The organism is Ruminococcus sp. NATIVEDY160 (assembly GCF_045819885.1).
Taxonomy (GTDB): Bacteria; Bacillota; Clostridia; order Oscillospirales; family Acutalibacteraceae; genus Ruminococcoides.
On the sequence record NZ_CP162391.1, the window covers coordinates 1,323,682 to 1,340,818 of the forward strand.

The following is a 17,137-nucleotide window of genomic DNA, read 5'->3' on the forward strand; positions in this document are numbered from 1 at the left end:
AGCTTATCAGCCGCAGCCGCCGCAGGTGCTGCAGCTTCCGCTGCAGGACTCGGCATAGTCCGCGACCTCGGGGTCAACGCCGTCGATGCACTGCTGAATGATAGCGGTAACGCGGTTTGAGATCTTGTCAAACGCTTCCTTTGCCTCGTTGTAGGCGATCATGTTCTCGTTAGACATGATCTTTGAGTAAACCTCGCGCATCTCTCTGTTGAGGGTGGTCAGCTTCTGCTGATCTCTGTCCTTCTTTGAGGCTTCCTCGTTGATGCCCATTCTCTTTGTGTTGAACTCGCCGATGAGCTTCTGTAACTCCGCGTCGGCGTCGGCCTGAGCCTGAACGTTTTTGAGATTGATGTATGATTCCTCCTGCTGAATTGCTCTGCCGAGTTCTCTTGCAAGTGTGATTGTATCCATTTATATTCCTCCGTTTATATTAGCTCGCCCTTGAGAATCCAGTTGCGGGCTTTTGTAATTTTGACATTCTGAAATGTGCCGATCAATGACGGGTCGCCGTCAAGCTCGACGATGATGTTTCCGCTTGTGCGCGCGTTAAGCTCGCCTGTCTTTTCCTTTTCGCTCTCGATAAGCACGCGCTCGGTCTGTCCGACCATTGACGAACAGCGCTTCGCGGCGATTTCCTCCTGGACGTCGAGCAGCTCTCTGAACCACTTGGACTTTTCCTCGGCGGAAACGGGGTCGTCCATCTTCGCGGCGGGAGTGCCGACGCGCGGCGAATAGATGAAGGTAAAGAGCGAGGTGAACTCTACCTCTCTGATAAGAGAAAGCGTTTCCTTGAAGTCCTCGTAGGTCTCTCCCGGGAAGCCGACGATGATGTCGCTTGTAAGTGATACGCCGTCGATTTTCTCCTTGGCGTAGGCTATGGTCTCGAGGTACTTCTTTCTGTCGTAGCGGCGGTTCATCGCCTTGAGTATTCTGTCGGAACCGCTCTGGAACGGCAGGTGCAGGTGCTTGCTGATATGGCGGCTGTTTGCGATCGCGTCAATCAGCTCCTTTGAGCAGTCCTTCGGGTGCGATGTCATGAATCTCAGCCAGTACTCTCCGTCGTTTTGGTCAATCTCCGAAATGAGCTGAGCAAAGGTTACGGGTGTCTGCAGGGTCTTGCCGTAGGAATTGACGTTCTGACCGAGCAAAGTGATATCCTTGTAGCCCGAGCTTATCATGTCGCGAGCTTCGGAAAGAATAATATCCTTCTCTCTGCTGCGTTCCCTGCCGCGCACATAAGGCACGATGCAGTAGGTGCAGAAGTTATTGCAGCCGTACATGATAGGCAGCCAGCCCTTGAACGAGCCGTCGCGCCTGACGGGAAAGCCCTCGTATAATTTATTATCGTCATTTCCGCGCTCAAATATTCTCTTGCCGTCGACGAGAGAATGGTACATCAGCTCGGGAAAATGGTGAAGCGAGTGTGTGCCGAAAACAAGACCGACGAACGGAAAGCTCTGGTAGATGCGGTTTGCGATATGCTCCTGTTCCATCATGCAGCCGCAGAGCGCGATAAGTATCTGCGGGTGTCTGCGCTTGAGGTTTTTAAGCGCGCCGACGTTGCCGAAAACCCTGTCCTCGGCGTGCTCACGGACAGCGCAGGTATTAAAGAGTATGAAGTCCGCGTCGTCAGGCTCGTCGACAAAGCCAAAGCCCGATCTTGCGAGCATACCCTTGATTTTTTCACTGTCCGCAACATTTTGCTGACAGCCGTATGTACGGATAAACGCGAGAGGTTTTTCGCCTCGCTTGCGAATCTCCATAATTTCGGCGATCAGCGCCATATATTCCTGCTGTTTTTCAGACAGTTTATCCGCCACGATAATATTATCAGACAAATAAACGCCTCCTAACCCATTCTAGTTATTAACTAATTAAGTATATCACAAGTTGATTTTGATTTCAATATTTTTCTTTAGAATTATATAATATATTTCGTTAATAAATAGTCCTTGTTCCACCATATATTGTGGGAATCTCGCCTGTTATGACGTTTTGTGCGACCTCAAAATCCGTGTCAAAGCTTATCGTATCGCCGTAATCCGCGGAAGCCGTCACAATATGAGCGGTCACGACCAGCTTGATGTGGTGCAGGGTCTGATTCATGCCAGCCGACTCAAAGCTGCTCTCGAGGTGCGAGTTGAAGCTGCCCGTCATACAGAAGGTCAGCGGTATCTCGGGGCCTGAGTTTGAGAGAAGCGTCAGCCCCGTAAACGCGCCGAGCGGAATCATGATCTCGCTGTGTTTGATTTTTGTGATCTCGTCCTGCGCGGCGCGTGTAGCCTCGGCTTTGAGCAGATTTATCTGAGCGGAATTCGTTTCGATCGAGCGCGGCTGTCCGCTGTCGGAATATTCGACCTTCGCAAGATCGTCGTAGGAAAGATCAAGCTCGCCGAGCTTGCGGGTGACAGCGTCGTTAATCGCTTCCGCAGCGCACCGTTCGGCAAAGGACGGAATGTAGGAGTTTGAGAACACCTCCGCCTTTTTCTCAAAGCCGTAAACGAGCAGACCGAACACAAAGCAGACAAGCAGAATAATGATGTGCCATTTGCGTAAGCGATGTCTGCGTCTTTTTCTGTACAGCAAAAAAACACCCCTCGTACATGATATACGAGAGGTGTAAATCAGTGAAAATTATTCTTCGCCTTCGCAGCCGTCACAGCCGTCGCAGTTGCCGTCGCACTCTTCCTCTTCCTCGTCAAAAAGACCTGAGAAATCAAACTCAAGCAGCTCGCCGCAGTTCGGGCACTCGATCTCGCCCTCGAGGAGAACGTCCTCGGAAACGTTGAGCTTCTGTCCGCATGCGCCGCAGGTTACTTCGTAGAAGGGATTGTCCTCGTCGTCGAAGTCAAAATCCTCATCTTCATCATAATCATCGTCATCGTCGTCACAGCAGTCGCAGTCCTCGTCATAAAGCTCGGACTCAACCTCCGCGAGATCCTGATCGATTTCGTCAACCTGATCGCTGAGCTCGTCATAAAGCTCTTCCATATCGGTGAGATCGTAAGCGATATCGTCGAGAAGGTCGATGATCGCGTTGATAACCTTAACCTCGGGCTTCTTCTCGTCGAGAGAAAGACCCTCGCAAAGACCCTTGATGTAAGAAATTTTTTCGGTAATGTTCATAGCTTACTCCCGCAGATTATGCTCTGCCCATGTATTCGCCTGTTCTGGTGTCGATCTGGATAACCTCGCCCTCGTCGATGAAGAGAGGAACCTTGATCTCGGCGCCTGTCTCAAGGGTAGCGGGCTTGGTAGCGTTTGTAGCAGTATCGCCCTTGAAGCCGGGGTCGGTCTTTGTAACCTGAAGCTCAACAAAGTTGGGCGGCTCTACGCCGAAAACATTGCCCTTGTAGGAAAGAACCTTGCAGACCATGTTTTCCTTGACGAACTTGAAGTTGTCGCTGAGAACGCTCTTGTTGATGGGAAGCTGCTCCCATGTTTCTGTATCCATGAAGTAATAGAGGTCGCCGTCGGAATAGCTGTACTCCATATCCTTTCTCTCGATAAAAGCGGTGGGATACTTATCGTTGGGGTTAAAAGTCTTTTCAACTACCGCACCGGTAATTACGTTTCTGATCTTTGTTCTGACAAAAGCAGCACCCTTACCGGGCTTAACGTGCTGGAATTCGATAATGGAAACTACCTGACCGTCCATCTCAAATGTAACGCCGTTTCTGAAATCACCTGCTGAAATCATTGTTATTACCTCCTAAGTGTTTTAGTCGCACAGCTTTTGACACTGTGCTCTCATTATCTACCATTATACATAATATCGCCCAAAAAAGCAAGCCTTTTATAAAATTATCAATTCCTTGGGCAGAGATACGAGGTTTTCGTATCCCGTATCCGTGACGCAGAGCATATCCTCGATCCTGACGCCGAACCTGTCGGGAAGATAAATTCCCGGCTCGTCGGTGATGATCATGCCCGCTCTGAGGATCTCATTGCCGCGGTACGAAACAGCGGGAGACTCGTGGATATCAAGCCCTACCCCGTGACCCGTTGCGTGGCCGAAATACTTTCCGTAACCCGCGTCATCAATCACCTTCCGGGCGGCTCTGTCAACGTCTGCGGCAGGTACTCCCGCTTTTACGACATCGAGCGCGCTAAGCTGCGCGTTTAGAACCGTTGTATAGATTTCGCGCATCTCCTCGGTCGCGTGACCGACGGCGACGGTTCTGGTGGTGTCGCTGTGATAGCCCTCATATACCGCGCCGAAATCGCAGGTGAAAAAGTCACCCTCGGCGATTTTCGCGTCGGACGGCACGCCGTGAGGCAGCGAGGTCTTTTTGCCTGTGATTGTAATGAGGTCGAAGGAGATATCCTCTGCCCCGTTCATTTTCATCAGGAACTCAAGCCTTGCCGCAAGCTCGCGCTCGGATACGCCGACCTTAACGAAGTTGAGCATCTCGAGATACGCCTTCTCGGCGATTTTCTGTGCGGTGCGGATTTTCTCAAGCTCTGTTTCGTCCTTTATTATACGGCAGCCGGCAATCTTCTTGTCAAGCTCGCTGCCGTCGCTGACAGTAATACCCTTTGCCTCAAGCTTGTGTCTGAAAAACCTGAGCCTTGCGACCGTCATGTACTCCGCTTCGATTTTGACCGACTTGATCTCATTTTCGGCAAGGATTTTGAGTAAATCCTCGCTGAGCTTATGAAAGCAGATCACTTCGCAGCCGTGAGCCTTTTGATTTGCCGCCTCTATGTAGCGGAAGTCAACAAGCAGATAAGCCTTTTCTCGTGTGAGCAGATAATAGCCCTCGCTGTGGAAAAAGCCGCAGAAATAGCCTATGTTCTTCTCATTTGTGATAAGCGCCGCTTCCCTGTCGGAAAGGATCTCGCGGAGCCTGTTAATTCTTCTATCGAATATATCACTCATTGCAAAGTTCCTTCAGCGCCTCAATGGCGAGGAAATAGCTCAACTTGCCGAAGCCTGCGATCTGTCCCTTGCAGACGGGCGCGATGACCGAGGTGTGGCGGAACTCCTCGCGGGCGTGGATATTCGACATATGCACCTCGACATAAGGAATCTGTACGCAGGCGATAGCGTCCCTGAGAGCGTAGCTGTAGTGAGTGAGTGCTCCGGCGTTGATGACCGCGCCGCAGAATTCCTCGCGCGAAGAGTGGATTTTGTCGATAAGGTCGCCCTCGTAGTTTGACTGATAGACCTCTGCTTCAAAGCCCGACTTGAGCGCGTAGTCCTTGATCTGAGCTTCGATGCTCTCGGCTGTCTCCGCGCCGTAAACGCCCTTTTCGCGGATACCTACCATATTGAGGTTCGGACCGAGCATTACAAGTATTTTTTTCATATTAATACACCCCTGATAAAAAGGCGGACAGCATAAAACTGTCCGCCCATCTCTTTACCTGTATTTGCGCTTGCGAGCTGCTTCTGACTTCTTCTTACGCTTTACAGAGGGCTTCTCGTAAGCCTCTCTCTTGCGCACCTCGGCAATAACACCAGCTCTGGCACACTGCTTCTTGAATCTTCTTAAAGCACTTTCAAGAGATTCATTCTCTTTTAATCTGATTTCAGCCATCTATTATCCCTCCCATCTGCCACATGGCATGGGTAATATGCAAAATTGCATTTGTTATTATACAATATGCAGCTAATAAAGTCAATAGAAATGTAGAATTTTATAAAAAATTTTGTTTTTGTCAACGATTATGGCTTAACAACGAGGTTTACGAGCTTTTTGGGAACCACAATTTCCTTGATGATCTGCATATTTTCGATCGCTGCTTTTACCTTTTCGTCGGATTTTGCAAGCGAAAGAACCTCGTCCTTTGAAGCGTCAACGGGGATATTGAGCTTAGCCTTAATCTTGCCGTTGACCTGAACAACGATCTCGATCGACTCGTCAACGCACTTGCTCTCGTCGTACTCAGGCCACTGAGCCTCGGCGAGAATTCCTTCGCCGAGCTTGTTCGCGGAATAGACCTCCTCGGTTACGTGAGGCGCGAACGGATTGAGCAGAATCGAGAAGATCCTCAGCTCTTCCCTGTTGATCGTCTTGACGTTGGAGATATCGTTGATAAGAGCCATCAGAGCGGCGATAGCGGTGTTGAACTTGATGTTCTCGATGTCGTCGCCGACCTTCTTGATAGTCTTATGGAACGCGCTCTCGAGCTCGGGACGGATAGTGTCGCCGTCGACGAGGTTAGTCTGGAGGTTCCAGTATCTCTCGATGAATCTGCGGCAGCCGCGGATGCTAGCCTGGCTCCACGGAGCGGCCTTCTCGAAGTCGCCGATGAACATTTCATACAGACGCATTGTATCGGCGCCGTACTCGTTTACGATGTCGTCGGGGTTTACTACGTTGCCTCTGGACTTGCTCATTTTCTCGCCGTTCTCGCCGAGGATCATGCCGTGAGAGGTACGCTTTGCGTAGGGCTCGGGAGTGGGCACAACGCCGATGTCGTAGAGGAACTTGTGCCAGAAGCGGCTGTAGAGCAGGTGGAGTGTTGTATGCTCCATACCGCCGTTGTACCAGTCAACGGGCGACCAGTACTCGAGCGCTTCCTTTGAAGCGAGAGCTTCATCATTGTGGGGATCCATGTAGCGCAGGAAGTACCACGAGGAGCCTGCCCACTGGGGCATTGTGTCGGTCTCGCGGGTAGCCTTGCCGCCGCAGCACGGACAGGTGGTGGAAATCCAGTCTGTCATGTTTGCGAGCGGAGATTCGCCGTTGTCGGTCGGCTCGTAGGACTCAACCATCGGCAGTCTGAGCGGAAGCTCGCTCTCGTCGAGGGGTACGAAGCCGCACTTGTCGCAGTGAACGATCGGGATAGGCTCGCCCCAGTAACGCTGGCGTGAGAATACCCAGTCGCGCAGCTTGTAGTTGACCTTTGCGTGACCCTTGCCCTCTACGGTCAGCCATTCGATGATTTTTTTCTTTGCGTCGTCAACACTCAGACCGTCGAGCATACCGGAGTTTACCATGATGCCTGTCGCGCAGTCGGTGAAAGCTTCTTCCTGAACGTTGCCGCCCTTTACAACCTCGATGATCGGGAGGTCAAACTTCTTTGCGAACTCCCAGTCGCGGGTGTCGTGAGCGGGTACCGCCATGATAGCGCCCGTACCGTAGGACACGAGAACATAGTCGGAGATGAAAATCGGGATCTCCTTGTTGTTGACGGGGTTGATCGCGCGGACGCCGTCGAGCTTGACGCCTGTCTTGTCCTTGGCGACCTCGGTGCGCTCAAAGTCGGACTTTCTCGCAGCGGCAGCCTGATACTCGCGGATCTCGTCCATGTTGCCGAGCTTGTCCGCCCACTTCTCGATAAGGGGGTGCTCGGGTGAGATTACCATGTATGTAGCGCCGTAGAGTGTGTCGGCTCTGGTGGTATAAACGGTGAGAATGTCGCCTGTGGTGGTAGTAAAGTCAACCTCGGCGCCTGTGCTTCTGCCGATCCAGTTCTTCTGCTGAGCCTTAACGCGCTCGGGGTAGTTAACGAGGTCGAGGTCATTGATTAGTCTGTCGGCGTACTCTGTGATTTTGAGCATCCACTGTGACTTGACCTTGTGGACAACCTCGCTGCCGCAGCGCTCGCACACGCCGTTGACGACCTCTTCGTTGGCGAGGACGCACTTACATGAGGTGCACCAGTTGACGTTCATCTCCTTCTTGTAGGCAAGGCCCTTCTTGAAGAGCTGAATGAAGATCCACTGTGTCCACTTGTAGTAGTCGGGGTCGGTGGTATTGATCTCGCGGCTCCAGTCGAAGGAGATACCGAGCGACTGGATCTGCTTCTTGAAGCGCGCGATGTTGTTCTTTGTAACGATTTCGGGGTGAATGTGGTTCTTGATGGCGTAGTTCTCTGTCGGAAGTCCGAACGCGTCCCAGCCGATCGGATAGAGCACGTTATAGCCCTGCAGACGGCGCTTTCTCGCAACGGTGTCGAGAGCGGTATACGGACGCGGATGTCCAACGTGCAGACCCTGACCCGAGGGGTAAGGGAACTCGATAAGAGCGTAAAACTTCTCCTTGTCGCTGTTGTCCTGAGCGTGGAAAACGCCCTTTTCTTCCCATATTTCCTGCCATTTAGGCTCTACAGCCTTATGATTATACTTCAATTTACTTCCCTCCGTAATTTAATCCGTAATGATGTCCGTCAGATCAACGGGCTTGCCGTCCTGCCATAGACGGTCGAGGTCATAAAACTCCCTCGCCTCCTCGGAGAACACGTTGACGAGCACGTCGATGTAATCGAGCAGGATCCAGCTGTTTGAGCGGTAGCCCTCGATGTGGCTGACGGAAACGCCCGCCTTGTCGAGCTGATACTCAACCTCGTCGGCAAGCGCCTTGACGTGGGTGGAGCTGTTGCCCGTTGCGATAACCATATAGTCGGCGATAACGGAAACGTCGCCGATTTCTATAACCTGAATATTCAGTCCTTTTTTGCCGTCAATCGCCTTTGCGGCGGCAACGGCGGTTTCGTAAGCTGTCATAGACTACTCCCTTTCGATATTCAAAACCAATTCGTTGTAACAGTCGAGCTGATCGGGGTGGATCGCCAGCTCCTTTGAGGAGAGGTTTCCGATTGTGAACTTGCAGGAAAAAAGCATCGCGTCCTCGAGGGTTTTCCTCGAGAGCTCACGCATGATATCAACGTCCTTGTAGCTTCTCTCGGCCGAGGTAAAATCCGCGATATAGATGATTTTTTCCAGCAGGCTCATACCCGCTCTGCCGGTTGTGTGGTAACGAACCGCGTTGATGATGTCGTTATTTTTTATACCCAGATAATCGCGCACATATACGCTGCCGCTTATGCTGTGCCACAGCTTAGGTGCGTTTTTCTGCACGCTGTCTAAGATTATACCACCGTCCGCGATAATTTGCAACTGCTCGTCCTTGGGAAATTCCTTTGTCACATCGTGCAGAATTCCCGCGGTGTAGGCAAGCTCCTCGTCGCAGCCGTATATTTTTGCGAGAGCCACCGCCTCGTCAGCGACGTTTACGCTGTGAGTGAAGCGGTAATCCCCCATTTTTTGACGGATGAAATCCTTGTACTCAGACGTTTTCAAGTCAGTCACCCCGCGGTCAGTTTTTCTTTTTCGCCTTGGGCAGAACGATCTTCGGCTCCTTTGGGTTCGGGCGGTAGAGCACGAATTTTGAGCCGATGACCTGAACCACGTCAGCGCCGCACTTTTCGGCGATCATATCAGCCGCCTCGCGTGAGGAGTAGGCGCTTGTCTCGAGCACCTTGCACTTGATAAGCTCGCGCGCGGTGAGCGCGGTGTCCGCCTGCATTATGATATTGCCAGTGATCTCGCCCTTGCCGACGATCAGAATTGTCTCAAAACTGTTGGCAAGTCCTCTGAGATACGCTCTTTGTTTGCTTGTTAACATACTTTCCCCTTCCGATCAGCCGAAATGTTCCCTGAGAGCCGCCTGTAATTTTCTAAGCGCCTTGCCTCTGTGGCTGACCTTGTCCTTATCCTCTCCGCTTATCTGGGCGAAGGTCTTGTCTCCGAAGTAGAAAATCGGGTCGTAGCCGAAGCCGCCGTCGCCGATGAACTCGTAGCCGATTTTTCCCTCGCAGGTTTCTTCGATCTCAATTTTGCTGCCGTCGGGAAGAATGCAGCAGATAGCGCAGGTGTAATGAGCGCCGCGTTTCTCGTCCGGAACGCCCTGAAGCTCCTCCAGAATCTTTGCGGTTCTGTCCTCGTCGGTGACGCAGTCCTCGGGGCTGTAGCGCGCCGAGAAGATACCCGGTCTGCCGCCGAGAGCGTCAACACAGATGCCCGAATCGTCCGCGACTGCGGGCATACCGGTCTTTATATAGGCGGCGTTTGCCTTGAGAAAGGCATTCTCGCCAAAGGTGGTGCCCGTCTCGTCAACCTCGTCGAGCACAACGCCCGCGTCCTTTGCGCTGACGGCTTCAATGCCGAGCGGCTTCAGGATACGCTCCATCTCGACGAGCTTCTTCTTGTTATTTGTAGCGATAATAAACTTCATTATTCAGCGCCCTCCGTTTTTGTGAACAGAGCACGCGCGAAGTCCTCGGCGTTGAAGGGCTGCAAGTCGTCGATCTGCTCGCCCACGCCGATATACTTGACGGGAATGCCCAAACCGTCCTTGATTGCGAGGACAACGCCGCCCTTTGCGGTGCCGTCGAGCTTTGTGAGCACGATACCCGTGATGCCTGTCGCCTGACGGAACTGCTCAGCCTGATTTACGGCATTCTGACCTGTAGTGGCGTCGAGCACGAGGAGTTTTTCCTTTGCCGCGTCGGGAAGCTCTCTGTCGATAACGCGGTTGATTTTCGCAAGCTCGTCCATGAGGTGCTTTTTGTTGTGAAGTCTGCCCGCTGTGTCGCAGATTATTACGTCACAGCCTCTCGCCTTAGCGGCGGCGATAGCGTCGAAGATCACGGCGGCAGGGTCGCTGCCTTCCTTCTGCTTGATGATCTCGCAGCCGCTTCTCTGCGCCCAGATGTCGAGCTGGTCGATTGCGGCGGCGCGGAAGGTATCCGCAGCGGCGAGCAGGACGCGCTTGCCCTGCAAACGGAGGTTGTTCGCGAGCTTGCCGATGGTGGTGGTCTTGCCGACGCCGTTGACGCCGATCACGAGAATTATCGACGGGCTTGTGGAAACGTCAAGCTCTTCGCCGCCCGAGAGCATTTCGGTGATGACCTCCTCGAGCAGTCTGTTGATCTCTTTGGGGTCGGTAATGCCCTCCTTCTTGACGCGGACACGAAGCTCCTCACAGATTTTCTGAGCGGTAGGCACGCCCACATCGCCCATAACGAGCAGCTCCTCAAGCTCCTCAAAGAGCTCCTCGTCTATCTTTGTAAAGGATCTGAGCATGGACTCGATCTGACCCATGACAGCCTTTCTTGTCTTTTTTAAGCCTTCTTTGATTTTACTGAATAATCCCATAAGAATACTCCTTTATTTCGAATCTATTCCCAGCTTTTCGGCGACCTCTGTGGAACGCAGCTCGAGAAGCTTTGAAATGCCCTCGTCCTGCATCGTAACTCCGTAGAGAACGTCTGCTTCCTCCATGGTGCCGCGGCGGTGAGTAATCAAAATGAACTGGGTTTTTGCGGTGAGTCTGCGCAGGTAGCTTGCAAAGCGGAAAACGTTTACGTCATCGAGAGCCGCCTCGATCTCGTCCATTACGCAGAACGGCGCGGGTCGAACCTTCATGATCGCGAAATACAGAGCGACCGCGACAAGTGCCTTTTCGCCGCCCGAGAGAGCGTCGAGGTGGACTACGATTTTGCCCGGCGGGTGAACGAGGATATCAATGCCGCTGGTGAGGATATTCTCGGGGTCTGAAAGCGACAGAGAAGCCGTACCGCCGCCGAAGAGCTCCTTGAAGGTCTCGGTAAAGTTGCGGTTTATAGCGCCGAAGCTCTCGACAAAGATCTCCTTCATCTGCTTGGTTAGTGTAACGATGAGTTTTTCGATTTCAGCCTTTGACTTTTCAACATCGGCGACCTGTACGCTCATAAATTCGTACCGCTCGGAAACCTCTTTGTATTCCTCGATCGCGCTGACGTTTACGTTGCCGAGGCTCTTGATGCCCTGCTTGAGCTCTGTCAGACGCTTCTGAGCCTTTGCGGGTTCCTCGATTTTGATCGCGGTCTTTTCCGCCTCGCGGCGGGTTAGCTCATACTCCTCCCAGAGCTTCGAGATAATATTATTATACTCTTTTTCAATGTTGATCTTGCGTTCTTCAAGTCGTGCAAGCTCTCTGCCCGAAAGCTCGCGCTCGGAGGTCTTGTCGCGCTCAAGGCTGCGGATCTCCGCGGTGCGCTTTTCAAGCTCCTCACGCTGCGCGCTGACAGCGGCGATCTGTTCTGTTACGGACTTCTTTGTCGCCTCACATGAATCGACAGCGGCGTTGATCTCCGCGATTCTCTCGTGTGACTGTTCAATAGCCGCTTTGAATTCCTCAATCTGTAATTTAAGCTGTGCCTTCTTATCCTCGTTATCCGAGCCTGTGTTCTTTGCGTATACGATCTCAGAATTGAGCGCGTCGATGTCCTTCTGTGCCCTGACGATTTCAAGGCGGATATTCTGCATGGTGTCGGATAGCTGCTCGCGCTTCTGAGTAAGCTCAGCGCGGCTGCCCGTGACGGAATTGACTTTTTCTTCGGCAGCGGCGATCTTTAGATTGAGGTCGGTGAGTCTTTCTCTCGCCTCTGCCCTGTCCTTTTTAAGCGTTTCAATACGGTCAAGGCAATCATTTATTTCTTTTTCGGAATTATTAATCAATTCCTTGGTATTTTCATATTCAGTGTCGCAAGCTCTGCTTTCAGCCTGCATACGCGCAAGATCCTGCTGTCTGTTCGACAGATCCGCGCGCGTGCCGAGAAGCTCCGCGTCGATTGCCGCGCACTCACGGTTGAGCAGTTCGGTGTTATTTTCGGCTTCCTTTGCCTTTTTGATAAGGCTCTCTGTCTGTGCCTTGAGCTGAGCGATTTCGGAAGCGCGGCTCAGCACGCCCGTGTTTCTCAGCTGTGAGCCGCCTGTGAGCGAACCGCCCGCGTTGACGACCTGACCGTCGAGGGTCACTACCTTGAAGCGGTAGGAATAGCGCTTTGCGATAGAAGCGGCGCTGTTCAAGTCCTCGGCGATAACGATCTTGCCGAGAAGCGAGCTGAGAATATTTCTGTATCTGTCCTCGCAGGAGCACAGCTCAGCCGCCACACCGATGAAGCCGTAACAGTCGTCGAGGCCGTTTTCGCGCAGCTCTCTGGGCTTGATCGTATTCAGCGGAAGGAAGGTTGCGCGTCCTCCGTCAGAGGATTTGAGGTAGCGGATAGCCTGCTTCGCGTCCTCGTCGCTCTCAACAACGATATTCTGCATTGCCGAACCGAGGGCTGTTTCTATCGCGACGGCGTACTCAGACGGCACCGAGATAACTCTCGAAACAGGGCCGCAGATACCCTTAAGTCTGCCGTTGCGCGAGGCGTTGATCACGACCTTTACGCTCTTTGAGAAGCCCTCGAGGTTGCGCTCGAGGTTCTCGAGAAAGGAGATTTTTCTCCTGTGCTCGTTTAGGTCAAGTGTCAGCCTGTCACTTTCGGCTTTGAGCTCATTTCTCTTTTTATTTTTGGAATTCAGCTTAATTTCCAAGCCCGCTATGGAGTTCTCAGCCGATGAGATTTCTTCCTGCACGTTTTTTTTCTGTTCGGAGTAGCTCTCCTTCATCTCGCCGAGCTCTTTGAGCTGAACGGTTTTTTCTTCGTTTGTTTCTTTAAGGTTTTCGATTCTCGCGGTCAGCCCGTTGATGCTGCTGTCCGTGGTCATGTCGATGACCCTCGCGTCCGCCGACTGGGTTGTCAGTACAGACAGCTCGGCAGTGAGCTCCTGTAATTTATCACCGCTGCGGCTCGAGTCGAGGTTTATAGTGTTTAACTGTTCGGAGATTTTGGCGTACTCGCGCTGCTTTGAGGTGATTTCAAAGTCGAGGGCAGTGATCTTCTCCTGCTTCTCGGCGATAGTCTTGTCGAGCTCATCAGCGTTCTTGTCCGCCTGCTCAATTTCTCCCTGAAGCCTTGCGATGTTCCCGTTATTGTGGAGAATATCGTTCTCGGCAACGGAGATATCCGCGCGCTTTGCGGCAATCTCCGAGTCTAGCGAGGACACCTGATTTCTCAGCTCCTCAGCCTTCGAGGACAGAGAACCCGTCTTGAAATAGATTTGGTCGTTCTCCTCCTGGATATCCTCGAGAGCCTGTTCAGCGGCGTCGTACTGAGCGCGCGCGATGGCGATTTTCTCCTCCTGCTCCTTCAGGCTTTCCTGCGACTTGTCAAGAGTCAGCAGCCACAGAGCGATTTCAAGTCCGCGTTTTTCTTCGGACAGCTCCAGAAACTTCTGCGCCTTCTCGGACTGCTTTTTCAGCGGCCCTACGCGCTCCTCGAGCTCCGTGACGATATCGCGCAGACGCAGTAGGTTTTCCTCGGTGTTCTTGAGCTTTCTCTCGGCGTCGATTTTGCGGTAGCGGTAGCGTGAAATACCCGCCGCTTCTTCGAAAATCTCCCGTCTGTCCTCGCTTTTGGAGGAAACGATGCTGTCGATTTTGCCCTGTCCTATCATCGAGTAGCCGTCGCGACCCAAGCCTGTGTCCATGAACAGCTCGTTGATGTCCCTTAGTCTTACGGCGGCCTTGTTTATCATGTATTCGCTCTCGCCGCTTCGGTAGTACCGTCTGGTGACGGCGATCTCATCACCGTCAAAAGGCAGAAAGCGGTCGGAGTTGTCAATGTTCAGCGTGACCTCGGCGTAACCCTGACGCTTGCGCTTGTCCGTGCCGTTAAAGACAACGTCCTCCATCTTGGAGCAGCGCAGGCTTTTGGGCGACTGTTCGCCGAGAACCCAGCGAATCGCGTCGCTGATATTGCTCTTGCCTGAACCGTTCGGGCCTACGACCGAGGTGATTCCCTGCTCAAAAGATAATTTGGTTTTGTCGGGAAAGGTCTTGAAGCCCTGTATCTGCAATGATTTTAATCTCAAACGCTCACCCCTATGCGCATTTCGTATTTTTCCAATGAATCGTCAAAAATAATATTCACCCGGTAGCCCATTTCCTCAAAGGCGCGCAGGTTACATTTTCTCTGTCCGTACAGCTTGGACAGAGATTTTCTGTTGATCGTGATATCGATATTCCGGCTTTCAAGCAGCTTTGTTTTTTCTAAGAAGGAATTATAAAACAGCTTGCTCTCGCAAAGCTCCTTGAAGGCAGGATGGTAGTTTTCGCAGTATCCGTTCTCGATCAGGCTGTCGGAATAGTGCAGCCCGACGCGGATAATATTGATCTTGTTGTCCTCAAATTTCCTTATCAGCTCAGCGCAGAGTTCAACAGACTCCTTAAGCGTGTACGGCTTGTAGCTGCCGTTAAGGAAGTATTTCTCAAGAGCCGTGCCCTTCATAACGACGGTCGGATATATCCTGACTGTGTCGGGTTCGAGCGCGATAAATTTCTCTGCTGTATGCCTGTCTTTGTCAAAATCCGAGCCGTAAAGTCCCGTCATCATCTGCAAGCCGAGTGAAAACCCGAAGGATTTTATAAGCCTTGAAGCCGTACGCACGTCCTCAGCGCTGTGACCGCGCTCGTTAAGTGCAAGCACATGATCATCCATTGACTGAGCGCCGAGCTCAATCGCGGCAACTCCGTACTCTTTAAGCAAAGCGAGGATCTCAGCGTCGATCGCGTCGGGTCGGGTCGATATGCGTATGCCCGAAAACACGCCCTCAAACTCCCTCGCCGCGTCAAGAAGGGAAATCATATACTCCCTGTCAATCGCGGTGAAGCTGCCGCCGAAGAATGCTATCTCGGCGTTTTTCGCCCGTTCGCCCAAGTCCAACCGAGCCTGTCTGAGAGTTTTACGCACGTCCTCAGCGGTCGGCTGGTACGCCTGACCCGTAATGCTTTTCTGGTTGCAGAAGCTGCACTGATGCGGGCAGCCGTTGTGAGGAATAAATACAGAAATATTGCTGTGTTTAATAGCCCATCAGCTCCAATGCTTCTCTTGCCGCCTGCTGCTCGGCTTCCTTTTTGCTTCTGCCGCCGCCCTTTCCGATGACGTTGCTGTTGAGATGTACCTCAACGACAAAGTGCTTGTTGTGGTCGGGGCCGCTCTCGCCGATAAGGACGTACTCGAGCTTTTCGCCCGGGTTCTTCTGGACGATCTCCTGCAGGGTCGTCTTGTAGTCCTTGACCTTCTTTTTGCGCGAATTCTTTATCGACGGGATAACGAAGTTCAGGATATGCTTCGCCGCAGGCTCCATGCCGCCGTCAATGTAAATCGCCGCGATAAGCGCCTCGAAAGCGTCCGAGAGAATCGACGGTCTCTCGGCGCCGCCGTTATTCCTCTCGCCCTTGCTGAGAACAAGGTAGCTGCCGAGGTCGATTTTCTTCGCGAACTCAAAGAGCGATTTCTCGCAGACGAGAGAAGCCCTGAGCTTTGTCAGCTCGCCCTCGGGAAGCTCGGGACAATGGCTGAAAATGTAGTCGGAAACGACGATCGAGAGCACCGCGTCGCCGAGGAATTCCAGCCGCTCGTTGTACTTGATATGCTGAGCCTTGCGCTCGTTCGCGTAGGACGAGTGGGTCAGAGCCTCGCTGAGCAGGTCTTTGTTTTTAAAATGATAACCGATTTTATTTTCTAAGTCCGTCATTTTTTATCACCAGATAACGCGGCGGTAATCTCGGCAATGGCGTTCGCCGAAACATAGTTTGTCGACAGCTTGATAGCGTTGAACATCGTAGTCGCCTTTGAGTCGCCGTGAGCCTTGAATACAGGCTTTGACGCACCGAGGATAGGCGCACCGCCGTACTTGTTGTAGTCGAATTTTTCCTTGATACCCTTGAGGTCCTTCATGAGGAACGCAGCCGCGATTTTACCCTTTGCGCTGTCGGTGAACATGTGCTTCATGATCTTCATCATGGTGATCGCGACGCCCTCGTATGTCTTGAGAACCATGTTGCCCGTAAAGCCGTCGCAGACAACTACGTCGCAGACGCCCTTTGAGATATCTCTTCCCTCGACGTTGCCGATGAAGTTGAGGCTGCTGTCCTTGAGCATTTTATATGTTTCGCGGTAAAGCTCGGTGCCCTTGTGATCCTCAACGCCGACGTTGCCCAAGCCGACTCTGGGGTTTTTGACCTTCATTACTCTCTCCATGTATACAGAGCCCATGAGCGCGAACTGGTAGAGCATTTCGGGGCGGCAGTCGACATTCGCGCCGCCGTCGAGCAGCATGGCAGAGCCTGTTTCGGTGGGAATAACGGGAGCGAACGCCGGACGCTTGATGCCCTTGATCCGCTTGATTCCGAGAGTCGCGCCTACGCACAGAGCGCCGCTGTTTCCGGCACTGATGAACGCGTCGCCCTTGCCCTCGTTGAGCAGGCGGATACCGACAGCCATCGAGCTGTTTTTCTTTGACTTGAGGACGGAATTGGGCTCGTCCTCCATCGTAATGACCTCGTCGCAGTGAACGATTTCCATGCGGTTGAGTGAGATATTATTCTCCTCGGCGCACTTGCGGATCTCGCTCTCGATACCCGTCAGGACAATATCAATATCCAAGCCCTCGACTGCCATTGCGCAGCCCTTGATTACCTCGAGCGGACAGTTGTCGCCGCCGAAAGCGTCTACAATAATTTTCATA

General features: G+C 52.5%; 18 protein-coding genes. All 18 read right to left on the reverse strand.

Features of this window, described 5'->3' with window-relative positions:
• Positions 1–6: 6 nt before the first annotated feature.
• The 18 genes from AB1I49_RS06455 to plsX all read right to left on the reverse strand — a co-directional run bounded on the left by AB1I49_RS06455 (position 7) and on the right by plsX (position 17,136).
• Positions 7–411 carry a YlbF/YmcA family competence regulator gene (locus AB1I49_RS06455; RefSeq protein ID WP_316610757.1) on the reverse strand — a complete coding sequence of 135 codons (405 nt, stop codon included), beginning with the start codon at positions 409–411 and terminating at the stop codon, positions 7–9.
• Between the two features lie 14 nt (positions 412–425).
• The gene (gene miaB / locus AB1I49_RS06460) at positions 426–1,838 is read right to left on the reverse strand and encodes a tRNA (N6-isopentenyl adenosine(37)-C2)-methylthiotransferase MiaB (protein ID WP_316610756.1); all 1,413 of its coding nucleotides are present in this window, start codon (positions 1,836–1,838) and stop codon (positions 426–428) included.
• 100 nt (positions 1,839–1,938) lie between these two features.
• Complete coding sequence (locus AB1I49_RS06465) at positions 1,939–2,586, reverse strand: sporulation protein YunB (RefSeq protein WP_316611670.1); 648 nt, start codon at positions 2,584–2,586, stop codon at positions 1,939–1,941.
• A 48-nt stretch (positions 2,587–2,634) separates the two neighbouring features.
• Positions 2,635–3,126 carry a CD1247 N-terminal domain-containing protein gene (locus AB1I49_RS06470; RefSeq protein WP_316610754.1) on the reverse strand — a complete coding sequence of 164 codons (492 nt, stop codon included), beginning with the start codon at positions 3,124–3,126 and terminating at the stop codon, positions 2,635–2,637.
• 16 nt (positions 3,127–3,142) lie between these two features.
• On the reverse strand, positions 3,143–3,700 hold the full coding sequence (gene efp / locus AB1I49_RS06475; RefSeq protein WP_316610753.1) for an elongation factor P: 558 nt from the start codon (positions 3,698–3,700) through the stop codon (positions 3,143–3,145).
• Between the two features lie 96 nt (positions 3,701–3,796).
• Entirely contained in the window at positions 3,797–4,882 is a 1,086-nt protein-coding gene (locus AB1I49_RS06480) for an aminopeptidase P family protein (protein WP_407720487.1), read from the reverse strand.
• A complete protein-coding gene (aroQ, locus tag AB1I49_RS06485; RefSeq protein ID WP_407720488.1) occupies positions 4,875–5,312 on the reverse strand; it encodes a type II 3-dehydroquinate dehydratase in 438 nt (145 codons plus the stop codon). Before aroQ ends, AB1I49_RS06480 begins: the two co-directional genes overlap by 8 nt.
• Before the next feature lie 54 nt (positions 5,313–5,366).
• Positions 5,367–5,543 (reverse strand): 30S ribosomal protein S21, encoded by a 177-nt coding sequence (gene rpsU, locus AB1I49_RS06490; protein ID WP_015523801.1) that lies wholly within the window; start codon positions 5,541–5,543, stop codon positions 5,367–5,369.
• Positions 5,544–5,671: 128 nt separating this feature from the next.
• Positions 5,672–8,083: a leucine--tRNA ligase gene (leuS, locus tag AB1I49_RS06495; protein ID WP_407720489.1), complete on the reverse strand. Its 2,412-nt coding sequence runs from the start codon at positions 8,081–8,083 to the stop codon at positions 5,672–5,674.
• 18 nt (positions 8,084–8,101) lie between these two features.
• Positions 8,102–8,458 (reverse strand): ribosome silencing factor, encoded by a 357-nt coding sequence (rsfS, locus tag AB1I49_RS06500; RefSeq protein ID WP_216523486.1) that lies wholly within the window; start codon positions 8,456–8,458, stop codon positions 8,102–8,104.
• A gap of 3 nt (positions 8,459–8,461) precedes the next feature.
• On the reverse strand, positions 8,462–9,034 hold the full coding sequence (gene yqeK / locus AB1I49_RS06505; RefSeq protein WP_316611674.1) for a bis(5'-nucleosyl)-tetraphosphatase (symmetrical) YqeK: 573 nt from the start codon (positions 9,032–9,034) through the stop codon (positions 8,462–8,464).
• A gap of 16 nt (positions 9,035–9,050) precedes the next feature.
• Positions 9,051–9,359: a YhbY family RNA-binding protein gene (locus AB1I49_RS06510; protein WP_316609466.1), complete on the reverse strand. Its 309-nt coding sequence runs from the start codon at positions 9,357–9,359 to the stop codon at positions 9,051–9,053.
• 15 nt (positions 9,360–9,374) lie between these two features.
• Positions 9,375–9,968 carry an RdgB/HAM1 family non-canonical purine NTP pyrophosphatase gene (gene rdgB / locus AB1I49_RS06515; protein WP_316609465.1) on the reverse strand — a complete coding sequence of 198 codons (594 nt, stop codon included), beginning with the start codon at positions 9,966–9,968 and terminating at the stop codon, positions 9,375–9,377.
• A complete protein-coding gene (gene ftsY, locus AB1I49_RS06520) occupies positions 9,968–10,891 on the reverse strand; it encodes a signal recognition particle-docking protein FtsY (protein ID WP_316609463.1) in 924 nt (307 codons plus the stop codon). Before ftsY ends, rdgB begins: the two co-directional genes overlap by 1 nt.
• A gap of 12 nt (positions 10,892–10,903) precedes the next feature.
• Entirely contained in the window at positions 10,904–14,479 is a 3,576-nt protein-coding gene (smc, locus tag AB1I49_RS06525; RefSeq protein ID WP_407720490.1) for a chromosome segregation protein SMC, read from the reverse strand.
• Positions 14,476–15,471, reverse strand: a complete 996-nt coding sequence (locus AB1I49_RS06530) for an elongator complex protein 3 (RefSeq protein ID WP_407721644.1) — start codon at positions 15,469–15,471, stop codon at positions 14,476–14,478. Before AB1I49_RS06530 ends, smc begins: the two co-directional genes overlap by 4 nt.
• On the reverse strand, positions 15,467–16,144 hold the full coding sequence (gene rnc / locus AB1I49_RS06535) for a ribonuclease III (protein ID WP_316609460.1): 678 nt from the start codon (positions 16,142–16,144) through the stop codon (positions 15,467–15,469). The genes AB1I49_RS06530 and rnc overlap by 5 nt, the downstream gene beginning before the upstream one ends.
• Entirely contained in the window at positions 16,141–17,136 is a 996-nt protein-coding gene (plsX, locus tag AB1I49_RS06540) for a phosphate acyltransferase PlsX (RefSeq protein WP_316620607.1), read from the reverse strand. Before plsX ends, rnc begins: the two co-directional genes overlap by 4 nt.
• Position 17,137 lies beyond the last annotated feature (1 nt).

Bases quoted from the DNA above. Each gene is read 5' to 3' on its own strand.
- AB1I49_RS06455 (WP_316610757.1), bottom strand. From the start codon at position 411: ATGGATACAATCACACTTGCAAGAGAACTCGGCAGAGCAATTCAGCAG.
- rpsU (WP_015523801.1), bottom strand. From the start codon at position 5,543: ATGGCTGAAATCAGATTAAAAGAGAATGAATCTCTTGAAAGTGCTTTA.
- AB1I49_RS06480 (WP_407720487.1), bottom strand. From the start codon at position 4,882: ATGAGTGATATATTCGATAGAAGAATTAACAGGCTCCGCGAGATCCTT.
- AB1I49_RS06510 (WP_316609466.1), bottom strand. From the start codon at position 9,359: ATGTTAACAAGCAAACAAAGAGCGTATCTCAGAGGACTTGCCAACAGT.
- AB1I49_RS06470 (WP_316610754.1), bottom strand. From the start codon at position 3,126: ATGAACATTACCGAAAAAATTTCTTACATCAAGGGTCTTTGCGAGGGT.
- rnc (WP_316609460.1), bottom strand. From the start codon at position 16,144: ATGACGGACTTAGAAAATAAAATCGGTTATCATTTTAAAAACAAAGAC.
- efp (WP_316610753.1), bottom strand. From the start codon at position 3,700: ATGATTTCAGCAGGTGATTTCAGAAACGGCGTTACATTTGAGATGGAC.
- ftsY (WP_316609463.1), bottom strand. From the start codon at position 10,891: ATGGGATTATTCAGTAAAATCAAAGAAGGCTTAAAAAAGACAAGAAAG.
- rdgB (WP_316609465.1), bottom strand. From the start codon at position 9,968: ATGAAGTTTATTATCGCTACAAATAACAAGAAGAAGCTCGTCGAGATG.
- rsfS (WP_216523486.1), bottom strand. From the start codon at position 8,458: ATGACAGCTTACGAAACCGCCGTTGCCGCCGCAAAGGCGATTGACGGC.
- plsX (WP_316620607.1), bottom strand. From the start codon at position 17,136: ATGAAAATTATTGTAGACGCTTTCGGCGGCGACAACTGTCCGCTCGAG.
- aroQ (WP_407720488.1), bottom strand. From the start codon at position 5,312: ATGAAAAAAATACTTGTAATGCTCGGTCCGAACCTCAATATGGTAGGT.